Source organism: Acinetobacter sp. ANC_7504, from assembly GCF_056779995.1.
In genome coordinates, this window is the sequence record NZ_JBWYIZ010000001.1 from 545,908 (window position 1) to 560,372 (window position 14,465).

Here is a 14,465-nt window from a genome sequence, read left to right on the forward strand (position 1 = left end):
TATTAGTATATTGTATAAATTTTTAATTTAATCTCATATTTAAGATATGAGTTGATGTTAACTGCTTATTAGGAGAAAGCTTAAAGATGAAAAACATGATCTATACACAAGTAATAGTCATAATCTGATCAAATTGATTTGATAAAAGTGACACCTTCTTAAGGTGCGTTCTAATCTTGCAACAAACTGTTCTATCTGTACTGATGCAAGAATTTCAGAATGCTATACATTATTCACTATCCATTTCATAAATGTTTTAAAAAATTTGAGGAAAAATTGATGAACTTTAAAACAATAGCGTTAAGTGCCGTAGTGCTTTCTGTAGCAACAGTTTCATTTGCTAAACCAGTTGAGTATAAAATTGATCCAACTCATACAGCGACAGTATTTACTTGGGATCATTTTGGCTTTTCTACACCATCAGGTAATTTTAGCGATATCCAAGGAACGATCAAAGTAGACAATGAAAAGCCTGCGAATTCAGCGGTGAATGTCACAATTCCACTTTCAAGTATCAATACAAATGTCAAAGCATTAGATGAACATTTATTGAAACCAGATTTCTTTGATGCTGAAAAATATCCGAATATCACTTTTAAAAGTACTAAAGTTCAACCAAATGGTAAGAACAAGTATAAGATCACAGGTGATCTAACGATTAAAAATGTTACTAAGCCTGTCGTACTAGATGCTGTTTTGAATAAACAAGCTGAACATCCTATGACGAAAGCGCAGTCTATTGGTTTCAATGCAACGACTTCATTTGACCGTTCTGCATTCGGTGTTGGAGCATATGTGCCTAATGTAGGCGACAAAATCACGGTGAATATTACGACTGAAGCTTCAGTCGCAACTGATAAGAAATAATATTCTTCAAAAACAGTACATTTTAGAAAGCACCTACGGGTGCTTTTTTAATCACGATTAAAAATTAAGAAACATCCAAAACTGATAAAAATACTACCTGTTATAAGATCAATCTTCTTGCTGATTTTTTGATATATTGTGTTTACTTGTTTAGCAGAAAAAATAAAAGCAACTATCGCAAACCAAATCAAGCTTTCAACAAAAATTAACATTAACAGTGAACTCTGCTGTATCAGAGTTGCATCACTATTCATCGCAAGCGCGAAAACACTACTGAAGTAAACTAATGCTTTAGGATTTGCCATATTGGTGAGAAAGCCTTGAATCAGTAAAGAACTGTATTTTTTCTTGACTATGCCTTTTGTAACGTAAGCTGAAGCAGGTTCTAATTTCGTTAGCCCTGATTTAAAGAGTTGAATGCCTAAATAAATGAGATAAACCCCTCCTAAAATCATCATAATTGTTTGGAGCCAAGCCATTTTTTGGAATAGATAGTGTAATCCACTCATAGCACAAATTGCCCAAACTAAAATACTAAGAGAAATTCCTAATGCTGCAAAAAGTGCATGTATGCGAGACTGTCGAACCGCACTTTGCGTGACAAATAAAAAATCTGGTCCAGGACTAATAAGTGCAAAGAAATGAATGATGGCTAAACTGAACAGTGGTGACATTTATATCTTCATTATAATTTTTGGATATTGAATTTAGGTATAGCACAACCCAATATCCTGATCTACAGTTGGGTTCAAGGCTATCAAATCAAAATCATTTTAATCTGTTCAATAAAACGGCTTAAGATTGAACCTGCCACAGATTCTAGCTTTTCAGCATAACGGTGGTTATCTGCACGTAATTGAGTAATATCTATACCCGCTTTACGCAATTCGCAAGTATGACCAATCAACCATTTCTCTAAACTATCTGAGGTCACTTCAGGATGGAACTGGAGTGCTAAAATATTAGATCCAACTTGAAAAGCCTGATTTTTATAAATTTGAGTGCTCGCCAGAAGTTTCGATTGCGAGGGAAGATCAAAGGTATCACCATGCCAATGCAAAACTGGTACACCATGTAAAGAATTTAGAAGGTTGTCTTGTTCATTTATAATATCTACCGTACTCCAGCCAATTTCTTTAGTGTGGCCAGCATATACTGCACCGCCCAAGGCTTTTGAAATGAGTTGAGCACCTAGACAGATGCCAAGCGTAGGGCGTTGGAGTTTTAATCTTTCTTTAAGTAAGTCTATTTCTGTTTGTAGGAAAGGGTAATCTTCTGTCTCATAAACACCAATCGGTCCACCCAAAATAATGGTCAGACCTTCGTACTTTAAGGCTACTGAAAGATCATCCACACCTGCATCAAAATATCTGACCCGATAACCCAGTTGATATAGTGTCTCCTCAAAAGAACCTAGATCTTCAAAGGCTAAATGCTGTATTGCATATACTGTTTCAGGAAGCTTTCTCATGATGTGACGTTCTTAAAAGAATGATGAGGAGATTATAGTATAGAACTTTTGGAACTAAGGTTTCGTCCATAAAACAATATAAAACGATTTATTTCGCAATCTCTTTTTTTAATAATTTCTTAAGCATCGCTAGACTAGAATTGAGAATATCTTTTTTTAAGCGTTCATCTTGAACTCCACGCGCTAATAGTACGGAGCCCACCATTTGACAGAGTATTGCCCAAGCGAAATCAGGTTCTGGAGCATGCTGCGCAAATAGTTTGTAACCACGCTGAAGTTCTTTTTCAAAACATTGTTTAATGTCAACATCAGCGCGTGAAACTTCAGCAGCAAGTGAGGGTAAAACACAGCCTTTTTCTGGGTGTTGAACGTGTAATAGAGAAAGATATCGGTTCATTTCAAAATCTAACCAAGATTCTGGATCTTGATGAGGATTCATTTCCCACTGTTGAATACTTGCTCCGATTTCAGATTCGATTAAGGCTTTAAATAAGTCGTTTTTTGAAGAAAAGTGAGAATAGAAAGCACCGCTGGTCATATTTGCAGCGTGCATAAAACCATCAACCCCAGTATTGTTAAAACCTTGTTTTTTTGCAAGTTCACCACTGGTTTTTAAAATATCACGACGTTTTTCTTCTTTATATCCTGCTTTATATCTCATATTGAATATTCAATAACCATTGACTGTGCCTCAAAACTATAACATAGTGATCGTTATAATAACGATCGTTATTTAATGGAGAGATGATGAACGATCAGCAGTCAGAAATTAATCATTCAGAAGAAAAATCAACATATAACAAGGTCGCACTGATCATTGGTGCAGGAGATGCCACAGGCAGTGAGATCGCAAAACGCTTTGCACGAGGTGGATATACTGCTTGTATGACTCGACGCAATGCAGACAAGCTTGCACTTGTCATCCGAGAGATTGAAGCACACGGTGGTAAAGCTTATGGATTTGCTTCAGATGCAAGAAAAGAAGATCAAGTGATTCAACTGATTGACACAATTGAACGTGACATTGGTCAGATTGAAGTATTGGTCTTTAATATTGGAGCAAATGTGCCGTGTAGCATTCTAGAGGAAACAGCACGTAAATATTTTAAAATCTGGGAAATGGCTTGTTTTAGTGCTTTTTTAAATGGTCGTGAAGTCGCTAAACGGATGGTCGCAAGGCAGCGCGGCACTATCATTTTCACTGGTGCAACAGCAAGCATCCGTGGTTCATCATATTTCAGCGCTTTTGCTGGCGCTAAACATGCGTTAAGAGCATTAGCCCAAAGTATGGCAAAAGAGTTAGGGCCTCATCATATTCATGTTGCGCACGTCATTATTGATGGGGCGATTGATACTGATTTTATTAAAGATACTTTCCCTCATTTGTATGAAAAAAAACAGCATGACGGTATTTTAAATCCTCAACATATAGCTGATAACTATTGGCATATTGCTCATCAACCACGAGATGCTTGGACACATGAATTGGATTTGCGTCCATGGTCTGAACAGTGGTAATCATATTTAATAAGGATAAGACATGACTACACAACAACAAAAAGTTGAATTTTATTTCGACCTTGGCAGTCCATTTAGTTATTTGGCTTTTTACAAGCTACAAGAAATCACCAAAAAATATAATGCAGTGATTGATTACACACCAATTTTATTGGGTGGAATTTTTAAATTGACTGGTAACAAGAGTCCAATTGAGGTGCCTGCTAAAGGGATCTATTCAATGCAAGACTTAAGTCGTTGGTCAGATTATTATCAGATCCCGATGCAGATGAATCCATATTTTCCAATGAATACATTGACTTTAATGCGTATATTAACGGGAGTCAAAATCTATCATGATGAATATTTTGAAGTGATTTTGACCAAGCTTTTCGATGCGATGTTTAGAAAGCCCTTGAATTTAGCCGATCCAGAAGTTCTGATAAATTTATTTCAAGGGGATGCAATCGACGGTCAGCAACTTTTGGATTTAAGCCAAGATCAGGTAGTAAAACAAAAATTGATTGATGAAACAAACCATGTCGTACAACGAGGGGTATTCGGAGCACCTACATTTTTTGTACGGGAAAATATGTACTGGGGGCAAGATCGCTTGCATTTCGTAGAGCGCGAATTACAAAAATAAGTGAAAAAGAAATTAGATTGAGACTCAGCTAAATTTATTAAAAATATTGATGTGATATAACGAATAAGAGAGTACGAAATTAATAGCTTGAGGAATTCACGATGACCCATAATGTTTTAGCTTACGCAGCGCTTGATTCTAAAAGTCCACTGGTTCCATATACTTTCCAGCAACGTCAAGCTCGCCCCGATGATGTCATTATTGATATTGAATACTGCGGTGTATGTCATTCTGACTTACATCAAGCGCGTAATGATTGGGGTTTTAGTCGTTACCCAATTGTACCGGGTCATGAAGTAATTGGTCGTGTAAAAAGCATCGGAACATCTGTAACTAAGTTTAAGGTTGGAGATCTGGTCGGAATCGGGTGTATGGTAGATTCATGTCGTACTTGTTCAGCTTGTCACCAAGGTTTGGAGCAATATTGTGAAGCTGGCAATACACAAACGTATGGTAGTTTAGATCGTCATGATCAAACACCTACTTATGGTGGCTACGCACAAATGATCATTGCGAGCCAAGATTTTGTATTGAAAGTACCTGAAAATTTAGATACTCAATCCATTGCACCTATCTTATGTGCAGGGATCACTACATGGTCGCCGTTAAAACATTGGAATGTCGGTGAAGGCTCTAAAGTGGCTGTTGTTGGACTCGGTGGTTTAGGTCATATGGCGATTAAACTTGCTCATGCACTTGGTGCTGAAGTGACTTTATTTACACGATCAGCAAATAAAGAACAGGATGCACGAGATTTAGGTGCAGATCATGTCGTGTTATCAACAGATCCAACACAAATGAAATCAGTGAAAAATCAGTTCGATTTAATTATTGATACTGTGCCATATGATCATGATTTAAAGCCTTATATTCCGACACTTTCATTGAGTGGGACACTAGTATTGGTAGGCTATCTCGGAGAATTTAGCAGCAATTCCGTGCCCATGATTATGGGAAGAAGATCAATCGCTGGATCGGTGATTGGTGGGATTCAAGAAACTCAAGAACTACTTGATTTTTGTGGTCAGCACAATATCGTGTCAGATGTTGAAGTCATTGATATGCAAAATATTAATGAGGCATTTGAGCGAATGCTTCAAAGTGATGTGAAATATCGTTTTGTGATTGATATGAAAAGTCTACAAGCCAGCTAATCCATTAAGCTCCTGTAGCAGAAAAGAAGCGGCAATCAGCCGCTTCTTTAGCTATTGTTTTAGAAGAAACCCATTGGTTTAGTTGAGTAACTCACCAATAAATTTTTAGTTTGTTGGTAATGATCCAGCATCATTTTATGATTTTCACGACCAATCCCTGATTTTTTATAACCACCAAAAGCAGCATGAGCAGGGTAGATATGGTAGCAATTTGTCCAGACTCGACCTGATTGAATTGCACGTCCTGCACGATATGAAGTATGCGCTGATCGTGACCAAACACCAGCACCTAATCCATAAATGGTGTCATTGGCAATTTTGATGGCATCGTCGAAATCTTTAAATGTTGTCACAGCCAAAACTGGTCCAAAAATTTCTTCTTGGAATGTTTTCATGCTGTTATTGCCTTTGAAAATCGTCGGCTCAATATAAAAACCTTGTCCAATTTCTTCACGTGCTTGACCACCTGTAAGAATTTGAGCACCTTCTTCACGACCTGTCGCAATACAACCTAAAATTTTATCTTGTTGCTCTTGCGAGGCTTGAGCACCAATCATGGTTTCTGTATCAAGTGGATGTCCTGTTTTAATTCGCTTCACGCGCTCTACAGCCATCTCTAAGAATTTATCAGCAATACTTTCCTGGACTAAAGCGCGTGATGGACAAGTACAAATTTCTCCCTGATTCAGGGCAAACATGGCAAAACCTTCAAGCGCTTTATCTAGATATTCATCATCCTTATCCATGATGTCTTCGAAGAAAATATTTGGAGATTTGCCACCCAGTTCTAATGTCACTGGAATAATATTTTCGGTGGCATATTGCATAATTAATTGACCGACTGCAGTTGAGCCGGTAAATGCAATTTTTGAAATACGTGGATTTGTGGCAAGAGGGCGTCCTACTTCAACACCATAACCATTGACGATATTCAGCACACCTGGTGGTAAAATATCTTGTATCAGTTCAACTAAAACTAGAATACTGACAGGAGTTTGCTCAGCTGGTTTTAAGACAATACAGTTCCCCGCTGCTAATGCAGGCGCAAGTTTCCACGCCGCCATTAAAATCGGAAAGTTCCATGGAATAATCTGTCCAACGACACCCAACGGCTCATGAAAATGGTAAGCGATAGTATCTTCATCGATTTCTGAAATACCACCTTCTTGTGCGCGGATACAGCCAGCAAAATAGCGGAAATGGTCAATACACAGTGGAATATCTGCAGCTAAGGTTTCACGGATAGGTTTACCATTGTCCCATGTTTCTGCCACAGCAAGTAATTCTAGATTCTCTTCTAAGCGATCTGCTATTTTTAATAAAATGTTAGAGCGAGTTGTTGCAGACGTTTTGTTCCATTCAGTTTTAGCGGCATGAGCTGCGTCCAAAGCGAGTTCAATATCCTCGACTGAAGAACGGGGAACTCGAGTAAAAACTTTCCCATCTACGGGAGAAAGATTATCAAAATACTCACCTTTTACTGGAGGAACCCATTTCCCACCAATGAAATTTTCGTATTGTGCTTTAAATTGAACTTTAGAATCTGGTTGATTGGGATCAGCGTAGCGCATAGTGTCCATCCTTTGGTTGTGCTGTAAAGTTATGGAAAATATCTTCGTCTTTGGTATTAGATATCTTCTATTATTGATGAGTTAACATAACCACAATAAGGTTGGAAAAAGGTTGGAATGATGAAGGTTTACAACTGATCAACAAATACTATAACTATAATAAGTACAACATATGCATATTGGGAAATGTTGAGATAATAAGGAATGAACTCAATGCAGACTCTTATCAAGCAAAGACAACAAATAGAAACACTTAGAGAGAAAATCAGTCTTTCAACTGTACAGGCGAAACAACTTGGTCAGCATATTTTAAAGTCTTGGCAAAGATCGAAGTTGGCAGAAATTCCGAAAGAGCGAATGGTAGCGCCGTTGATCACAACGAGTACTGTTGAAAGTCACAGCCTAAATCAAGCATTGAAAATATGTGAACAAGAGTTAAAACATGTTGCACAACAATCATCTATGGTACTTGCGGTAGGCGATATCAACAGCACCATTATTTGGACGGAAGCTAGTCAACAAATGCGTAAGGCTGCAGAACGTGTTCACTTTATTGAAGGCGGTCAATGGCGGGAGGAAGTGGTTGGAACCAATGCTTTAGCATTAACCTTGAAAACTGAAAAATCGAGTTGTGTGTTTTCAAATGAACACTATATGGAGTCTATTCATGATTGGGTGTGCTATGCAGCACCAATTGTTGATCCATTTTCGAAGCAACTCATTGGTGTATTAGATTTATCAACGACATGGGATCATCACAATAGTTTTGGACTACTCGCAGCAGAACGTTGTGCATCTTTAATACAATCAGCATTACTGAATTATCAACGCCAACATTTATTTATTCGTACCTTTGGAATTCCTCAAGTCATATTTAACGGACGTACCTTGGTGGTTACACCTAGACAGATTGAAATTTTGACAATATTGGCATTATGTCCTCAAGGGCTTAGCTTAGATTCGCTTCATCAAGCTTTGTATGGGGAGCGAAAGGTAAGCATGGGAACTTTAAAAGCTGAAATGTCGCAGCTTCGAGATTTATTGGGTGGAATGTTAGGCTCAAGACCCTATAAATTACTGGCTCATATTGAGGCTGATTTCCTCCGAATCGAAAATGCTTTAGACGTTGGATTTATTGATAAAGCTTTACAGCAGGTCAATGGTGTAATGCTCGCAAAAACAGAAAGCCCATTCTTATGTTCTTGGCGAAATTGTTTAGATTCGCGTTTGAGTGAAGCAATTTTTAACTATTGTGATGTTGAAGTGCTTTTAAAATACATTGCACGAAATCCTGATGCAGTTGATGCAATGGAGCGTTTAATGGAGTTGTCACCGCAAGATTATTCAACGCAACAACTTTTACAGCACTATCGTAATTGAGCCGAATTAAAGTAAAACACAACGGCCTAAAGCATATTCTTCGTATTGTTAACGTATTTTATCCTCATTTATTTATACCTACAAAAATTTAACGCCGCCGTTCCTGATGTAATGCACTATCAGATTCGATTGAGAATCAAAGAGTAAAAAAGAGAATCTGAAGTGTATCCAGATTCTCTTTTAGATCTAGCAACTCAAAAGTTTACATTGCAGCTTTAAAAATGTTGATGACTTGTTGGAGATCTGCTTTACGTGGGTTAGTGAGCATGCAGGCATCTTTTTGTGCATTTTGAGCCATCACTTCTAAATCTTCCTCTTTAACCGAAAGCTCTTTTAATCCTGTTGGAATGCCAATAGATTGAGAGAGGATTTTTATCGCATCAATTGCTGCATATGCAGCTTCATTAATGGTTAATCCTTCAATATTTACACCCATTAATTCAGCTATTTTGGCATAACGATCAGGGCAGGCAATTAAGTTGAACTCACAGACATGTGGGAGTAAAATCGCGTTACACACACCATGCGGAAGATTATAAAAACCGCCTAATTGGTGAGCCATGGCATGTACATAACCTAGAGAGGCGTTATTAAATGCCATGCCTGCCAAATATTGTGCATAACTCATTGCATCACGTGCTTCAATATTCTCACCATTAGCAACCGCAGGACTCAGCCATTGACTGATCATGCTGATGGCTTTTTCAGCACAGGCATCTGTAATTGGGTTTGCTGCTGTTGAAACATAGGCTTCGACGGCATGAGTAAGCGCATCCATACCTGTTGCAGCTGTCAATGCTGCAGGTTTTGCGATCATCAGTTTAGGATCATCTATGGCAATGAGTGGAGTGCAACGCCAATCGACGATTGCCATTTTTACATGAGTTTCTGTATTGGTAATAATACAGAAACGCGTCATTTCCGAAGCAGTTCCTGCAGTTGTGTTGATTGCAATAAGAGGTGTCATCGGAACGGTACTTTTATCGATTCCTTCATAGTCGCGAATGTGCCCACCACCTGCAGTCACTAAACCAATACCTTTAGCACAATCATGTGAAGAGCCACCACCTAAAGAAATAATAAAATCACAAGCATTATTATTGTAGGCTTCCACACCATCGTGAACATTAATATCAGTCGGATTAGGTTCAGCACCTGCAAATATGTAGCTCTCCACTTGCGCTTCTTTTAAATAGCCAGCGATGATATCTGCGACACCAAATTTGTATAAACCTGCATCAGTCACAATCAGTGCTTTTTTAGCGCCCAAATTTTGAGCTTTGCTTCCAACTTCTTTAGCACTACCTGGTCCGAAAAGTGAAACACAAGGGATATAAAACCCGTTTGTTTGGTCTGCAATATTTTTAAAAGCCATGGTGAGATTCCTTTTACCATTTATTGTTGTGTTCGGCGATATTTACCGTGTTTGCAGTATTGGACACGCTTGAGAAGATGTGTACCTACCAAATACCAACCCAATTTCTCCATGGCTCAAAACAAGAAACAGCAAGCAAGAAATAATATTTCAAATGGGTGAAAAGGAGATTGGTCGCAAAGGTCTGTGAAGAGATGGGAAGGTTGAAGAATAGAAATATTGTATGACCAAGAGAAAGTCCATTCAGCTTGATCAATACACATTAACAATCAAGACCAGTAAAATGAGGTCTTAGATGAACAGAATTTAGAGATTTTTTGAAGCAAGCCAAGCGAAGAGTTGGTCATATACTTGCTGACGAACCAGTTTTTTTGAAAGAACCAAATCATGCAGACCATCTTTAATTGTCATTACAGTGACATCACCTTGTAATGCTTTAGCATATTTTTCGATAGTTTTTACATCTAAAATCACATCAGAGGTCTGAACATCAATATTATATTTCTTGGGATTGGTCGTGCGACTTGAGTGCATAACAAGAAGCGGAACTGAAATTTTAGGACCAGATTGAATTTTCTGTTGTGCTTTCACAACAGCACCGATAAAACTCAAATACACTTTGGTGTAGGTTTTAGGTTTAAGCTTGAGATCAAAACTCCATTCGCCATTTAAATTTTCGTGCAAACTCTTCACGTAAAATTTATTTAATTCACTTGGTAGTTGCATCAACGGAAATTGCTGAGCTAATTTTGCAATCATTGGAAGCGCATATTTTTTTTTCAAGACATTCATATTGAAATCATAAAATGGGCTGTTGGCCCAGATTGCTTTAATCAATGGATGATCAGGGTGTCGAATTGAAAAATAAGTGGCAGTTAAACCGCCTGTAGAATGACCGCATAATAATACCGATTCATTTCCCTCACTTTGAATTGTATTCAATGCGGCATGAATATCTTCATCATATTCGGTTAGGGCTTTCACAAAATAAGGTTTTTGATGCGGAAGTAGTGATCTACCGTATTTTCTAAGGTCAATGGCGTAAAAATGAAAACCTTGGGCATTAAATTTTTTCGCCATTTCTTGTTGGAAGAAATAATCAATAAAGCCATGGATATACAGCACAGCTTTAGTTGATGGAATATCTGATGGACGACGTACTAATGTTGCAATAACCTCACCATCATAATCAGGCGAAAATTTGAAAATATGTTGCTCAAATTTTTCACCTAAAATGTCGGGTTGGTAGTGTAGCGTTGTCTCAGCACTCTTTTTTTCGATCATCTATTGATTCAATCCCTGATTTAAAACTGTTTAGGTTGATTATAAATATTTTTTTAAAAGTTGTTCTGTCTCGTCAAACAATCGCTGAGCTAAACTACGATTTTTTGCATGTGCAGATTGAAAAGCTGGTGTTTGCAAACTTTTGTATTGACCTGTTTTCTTAGACCATTCAGGTGATAACGCAATTTGATGAATAAGATTTGCTGGTTTGTTGGGTGAGATTAAGAACAATTTTAAAGCGCGATATTGATAGTTAGGAAGCTCGCGATAAATTTCGGAATCCACACCACCTGGATGAATTGCATTACTGGTGATAGATGTGCCTCTGAGCTTTTCAGCTAAGGCATGACTAAATAGTAAATTTGCTAATTTACTATTTCCATAGCTGAGTACACCGTTATACTTTTTAACAGAATGAAATTTAAATTGATGTGTGTCAATTTTACCCAGAACATGCATCATGGATGCAAGATGAATGATACGGCCTGAAGGCGCGTTTTGAAGTAAAGGTAACAATTGTATTGTCCACACAAAATGTCCTAGATAATTGACACCTATTTGTTTTTCAAAACCATTAGCCGTTTCTTCTAATTTAGGCGTCATCAGACCTGCATTGTTGACCAAAATATCAATCTGTGAATATTTTTCTTTTAAAGTTTGTGCTGCAGATTTGACTTGATTTAAATCATTTAAATCTAATTCTACAATATCAATTTGACCATGACCTTTGGTGCTGATTTCTGCTTTAGCTTTCTGAGCTTTATCCAAATTACGACAAGCAAGCACGACGTGATGACCATCTTCAACAAATTTTTTTGCTGTCGCTAATCCAATTCCTGTATTTCCACCTGTAATCACCACTGTTTTCATTATTGTCTCTAAAGTTCTTAGTATGAAATTGTTTTAATACAGTCAGAGCAGTGAGTCAAACCTACTTTCAAGAAATTTTCATATAATTGCTGCATGATACGAACTGCTAATGTGACTCATACAAAAGTTACAGAATCTGAATAGCACAACTCATTTTAAGATAGAATAATGTGGTTATATCGTTGTTATTTTTAAAAATCTTCCAGTCTTTCATATTTAGGCAAACTGTATGCTGGCGTGTCCTCCGCAAAATCCAAAGCAACGTCATCAATATACTGCACAGGCATTAATTGATCATTGCGATACACTCAAAGCTGTATTTCAGGATCAGTGGTTATATCTATGGACGATTACGCCTGAAAATTTATTCGTAATTGATCAGGAAAATAATAGCTTAGTGATCGCAGATGGACTGCTCACAGTTGAGTGTATCGATGATTATAAAATTCAATTTTATACATCTTGCACAAATGTCGAGATTCAAAAAATTGCGGATTTTATGTTCAATGATTTTAGTTTTATCTTTAATCATAAGGCCTCACATCATTCTTTATATTTAAAAACGAAAGTGCAGTTATTTCGTCAAATGCTGGTTGAAGAAGTCTTTAAATGGGTCGATGGAGAAAATCGTGTTGAACAGTGCCTCTATAATTTGACCGATCAGCAAGCGATGCAGTTAGATCGAATCATGATGCAAAGTGAGTATTATGATGAACCTCATTTGCTGAATTTCAGTCGATTTGGTGCTGAAATACCTCTGGAAGTTGAACTAAATTTTAAACATCTGTGTTTGGTCAATTCAGTCATGGGAGATAATTTTCTTGCAGTGCAAAAATTGATTCCAGTATACGATCGGTTAAGCACTTCAGCAGAATTAATGTTGCCAAAACGGTTATATCGTATGGCACAAATTTCTTTCGAAGAACAATTTAGCTTATCTCAATTGGTAGACTTAGAGCCTGATTTCAATTTACTCAAACAGCATAACGAGCAAACACCGCATTTATTAGGTTTTACACGTTGGATCAAACGAGGGTATTGGCAGTATCAAGATATTTTCAATAAACAAAATTTTTTAAATAAAGATGTGCAGTATTGGGTAGAAGATATAGCGCAACAGTCGCCACTGTTTATACACAAAAGAGCAGTGAATTGGTTATTTAAACAAGATTATCTTGTCATCGACTGGGTAAGTGAAAATTTAAAAGATCCCAATATTCGATTGGCCGTCACCGCTTTAAGTTTTGTGGATTGCTCTAAAGTACATCCGCATGTCATACAACTCTCGATTCAATATTTTGAACAGGTTATCGGTCGTTTATTTATTTCTGAGTGTTTACGTATTTCACAGCAACAATCATGGTTTGAACTATCTGCTGAGCATGAGCCGCTAAATGTTCAATATTCTAAAAAATCACAACCTCTCACGGCTTCTATTTTATATCTTAATGAATGGTTGGACTTGTTATGGTCATTGGATCAGCAAGGATTGAGTTCAGTGAAATATGTCTTTAAACGTATTTCTCAAGTGATGCAGTCTTATATGTTGTTTTTAAATGACTTAGTTAAAGATCTACCTGATGAAATCATCAAATTTATTGAGCCCTCAACACAACATCAAACGCATTTTCATTTCTTGATGCAGCAGTATCATATCAATCTAGATGAGTTTAGGCAGCGCTTTAAACATCCAAACTCTCAATATAATCGAAGCAATAGTATTTTTGACTCTTATGTCGCAGATTATCTCATTGATTTTTTCCAACAAGATAGAACTATTTCGAAAAATATGACATGGCCCGCATGGTATCAGCAAGCAATACGTTGGCATCAGCATTTACATTATGTGGATACATTGACGACTTTGAAATTGAGACATGCTGAAAGTCATTGGAAACGAGTATCACCTCAAGCAGTCATGTATACAGAGAATTGGAAATTTGTGGAGTTGAATGAATTAGAGCAAATTATTCAAGAGTCTGTAAATTATCAACATTGTCTGGCTTTATCTTATACCCAAAGAATTATTGATGGTGAATATGTGGCGTTCCATATGTCAAATTTACATGATCCCTCACAGCATTTGACACTCGGTTGTTTTTTTAAATTCGATCAGCTTCATTTTGACCAACTGCGTTTGCCCAATAACGAAGTTGCTGATCTAAAGGTTGTGAGGGAAGCCAAAGAGTTTGTACATCAAGTCAATGAAATGTTGATTTGGAATTTTGGAGATCCTGAACAAATCAACAACTGATGCGCCTTAAATGGACGTATTCACGCGTTAACATGATCATAAGACTGATTTTTGGCTTAACTTTTTGATGAAATGTCGTTAGGCTATGAGCGTTTA

13 protein-coding genes are annotated in these 14,465 nt (G+C 37.2%); 6 read left to right on the forward strand and 7 right to left on the reverse strand.

What is annotated here, in order from left to right; all coding sequences use genetic code 11:
- Nucleotides 1-279: 279 nt before the first annotated feature.
- Nucleotides 280-867 carry a YceI family protein gene (locus AC1M9F_RS02655; protein ID WP_481595376.1) on the forward strand — a complete coding sequence of 196 codons (588 nt, stop codon included), beginning with the start codon at nucleotides 280-282 and terminating at the stop codon, nucleotides 865-867.
- Between the two features lie 47 nt (nucleotides 868-914).
- Here AC1M9F_RS02655 and AC1M9F_RS02660 read toward each other — a convergent pair whose 3' ends face one another.
- The 3 genes from AC1M9F_RS02660 to AC1M9F_RS02670 form a co-directional block, all read right to left on the reverse strand.
- Nucleotides 915-1,541, reverse strand: a complete 627-nt coding sequence (locus AC1M9F_RS02660) for a LysE family transporter (protein ID WP_035263786.1) — start codon at nucleotides 1,539-1,541, stop codon at nucleotides 915-917.
- Nucleotides 1,542-1,624: 83 nt separating this feature from the next.
- Complete coding sequence (locus AC1M9F_RS02665) at nucleotides 1,625-2,338, reverse strand: glutamine amidotransferase (protein WP_481596991.1); 714 nt, start codon at nucleotides 2,336-2,338, stop codon at nucleotides 1,625-1,627.
- Nucleotides 2,339-2,426: 88 nt separating this feature from the next.
- Nucleotides 2,427-2,999, reverse strand: coding sequence for a TetR/AcrR family transcriptional regulator (locus AC1M9F_RS02670; RefSeq protein ID WP_481591084.1), 573 nt, complete (start codon nucleotides 2,997-2,999; stop codon nucleotides 2,427-2,429).
- Between the two features lie 86 nt (nucleotides 3,000-3,085).
- Here AC1M9F_RS02670 and AC1M9F_RS02675 point away from each other — a divergent pair, with 86 nt between their 5' ends.
- The 3 genes from AC1M9F_RS02675 to AC1M9F_RS02685 all read left to right on the forward strand — a co-directional run bounded on the left by AC1M9F_RS02675 (nucleotide 3,086) and on the right by AC1M9F_RS02685 (nucleotide 5,635).
- Nucleotides 3,086-3,856 carry an SDR family oxidoreductase gene (locus tag AC1M9F_RS02675; RefSeq protein WP_481588229.1) on the forward strand — a complete coding sequence of 257 codons (771 nt, stop codon included), beginning with the start codon at nucleotides 3,086-3,088 and terminating at the stop codon, nucleotides 3,854-3,856.
- Nucleotides 3,857-3,878: 22 nt separating this feature from the next.
- On the forward strand, nucleotides 3,879-4,481 hold the full coding sequence (locus AC1M9F_RS02680) for a 2-hydroxychromene-2-carboxylate isomerase (RefSeq protein WP_481596992.1): 603 nt from the start codon (nucleotides 3,879-3,881) through the stop codon (nucleotides 4,479-4,481).
- A gap of 101 nt (nucleotides 4,482-4,582) precedes the next feature.
- A complete protein-coding gene (locus tag AC1M9F_RS02685) occupies nucleotides 4,583-5,635 on the forward strand; it encodes an NAD(P)-dependent alcohol dehydrogenase (RefSeq protein WP_481596993.1) in 1,053 nt (350 codons plus the stop codon).
- A gap of 59 nt (nucleotides 5,636-5,694) precedes the next feature.
- Here AC1M9F_RS02685 and exaC read toward each other — a convergent pair whose 3' ends face one another.
- The gene (exaC, locus tag AC1M9F_RS02690; protein WP_180027767.1) at nucleotides 5,695-7,206 is read right to left on the reverse strand and encodes an acetaldehyde dehydrogenase ExaC; all 1,512 of its coding nucleotides are present in this window, start codon (nucleotides 7,204-7,206) and stop codon (nucleotides 5,695-5,697) included.
- Nucleotides 7,207-7,410: 204 nt separating this feature from the next.
- Here exaC and AC1M9F_RS02695 point away from each other — a divergent pair, with 204 nt between their 5' ends.
- Nucleotides 7,411-8,586, forward strand: a complete 1,176-nt coding sequence (locus AC1M9F_RS02695) for a sigma-54-dependent transcriptional regulator family protein (RefSeq protein ID WP_481596994.1) — start codon at nucleotides 7,411-7,413, stop codon at nucleotides 8,584-8,586.
- 202 nt (nucleotides 8,587-8,788) lie between these two features.
- Here AC1M9F_RS02695 and mdh read toward each other — a convergent pair whose 3' ends face one another.
- From mdh to AC1M9F_RS02710, 3 genes are all read right to left on the reverse strand, one after another.
- Nucleotides 8,789-9,961, reverse strand: a complete 1,173-nt coding sequence (gene mdh / locus AC1M9F_RS02700; RefSeq protein ID WP_035263769.1) for an iron-dependent methanol dehydrogenase — start codon at nucleotides 9,959-9,961, stop codon at nucleotides 8,789-8,791.
- 306 nt (nucleotides 9,962-10,267) lie between these two features.
- Nucleotides 10,268-11,245, reverse strand: coding sequence for an alpha/beta hydrolase (locus tag AC1M9F_RS02705; protein ID WP_481596995.1), 978 nt, complete (start codon nucleotides 11,243-11,245; stop codon nucleotides 10,268-10,270).
- 39 nt (nucleotides 11,246-11,284) lie between these two features.
- Nucleotides 11,285-12,115 carry an SDR family oxidoreductase gene (locus AC1M9F_RS02710; RefSeq protein ID WP_481596996.1) on the reverse strand — a complete coding sequence of 277 codons (831 nt, stop codon included), beginning with the start codon at nucleotides 12,113-12,115 and terminating at the stop codon, nucleotides 11,285-11,287.
- Nucleotides 12,116-12,344: 229 nt separating this feature from the next.
- On the opposite strand from AC1M9F_RS02710, the gene AC1M9F_RS02715 reads away from it, so the two are divergent.
- Entirely contained in the window at nucleotides 12,345-14,369 is a 2,025-nt protein-coding gene (locus AC1M9F_RS02715; RefSeq protein ID WP_481596997.1) for a hypothetical protein, read from the forward strand.
- The last annotated feature ends 96 nt before the right edge of the window (nucleotides 14,370-14,465 follow it).

Bases quoted from the DNA above. Each gene is read 5' to 3' on its own strand.
- AC1M9F_RS02655 (WP_481595376.1), top strand. From the start codon at position 280: ATGAACTTTAAAACAATAGCGTTAAGTGCCGTAGTGCTTTCTGTAGCA.
- AC1M9F_RS02660 (WP_035263786.1), bottom strand. From the start codon at position 1,541: ATGTCACCACTGTTCAGTTTAGCCATCATTCATTTCTTTGCACTTATT.
- AC1M9F_RS02665 (WP_481596991.1), bottom strand. From the start codon at position 2,338: ATGAGAAAGCTTCCTGAAACAGTATATGCAATACAGCATTTAGCCTTT.
- AC1M9F_RS02670 (WP_481591084.1), bottom strand. From the start codon at position 2,999: ATGAGATATAAAGCAGGATATAAAGAAGAAAAACGTCGTGATATTTTA.
- AC1M9F_RS02675 (WP_481588229.1), top strand. From the start codon at position 3,086: ATGAACGATCAGCAGTCAGAAATTAATCATTCAGAAGAAAAATCAACA.
- AC1M9F_RS02680 (WP_481596992.1), top strand. From the start codon at position 3,879: ATGACTACACAACAACAAAAAGTTGAATTTTATTTCGACCTTGGCAGT.
- AC1M9F_RS02685 (WP_481596993.1), top strand. From the start codon at position 4,583: ATGACCCATAATGTTTTAGCTTACGCAGCGCTTGATTCTAAAAGTCCA.
- exaC (WP_180027767.1), bottom strand. From the start codon at position 7,206: ATGCGCTACGCTGATCCCAATCAACCAGATTCTAAAGTTCAATTTAAA.
- AC1M9F_RS02695 (WP_481596994.1), top strand. From the start codon at position 7,411: ATGAACTCAATGCAGACTCTTATCAAGCAAAGACAACAAATAGAAACA.
- mdh (WP_035263769.1), bottom strand. From the start codon at position 9,961: ATGGCTTTTAAAAATATTGCAGACCAAACAAACGGGTTTTATATCCCT.
- AC1M9F_RS02705 (WP_481596995.1), bottom strand. From the start codon at position 11,245: ATGATCGAAAAAAAGAGTGCTGAGACAACGCTACACTACCAACCCGAC.
- AC1M9F_RS02710 (WP_481596996.1), bottom strand. From the start codon at position 12,115: ATGAAAACAGTGGTGATTACAGGTGGAAATACAGGAATTGGATTAGCG.
- AC1M9F_RS02715 (WP_481596997.1), top strand. From the start codon at position 12,345: ATGCTGGCGTGTCCTCCGCAAAATCCAAAGCAACGTCATCAATATACT.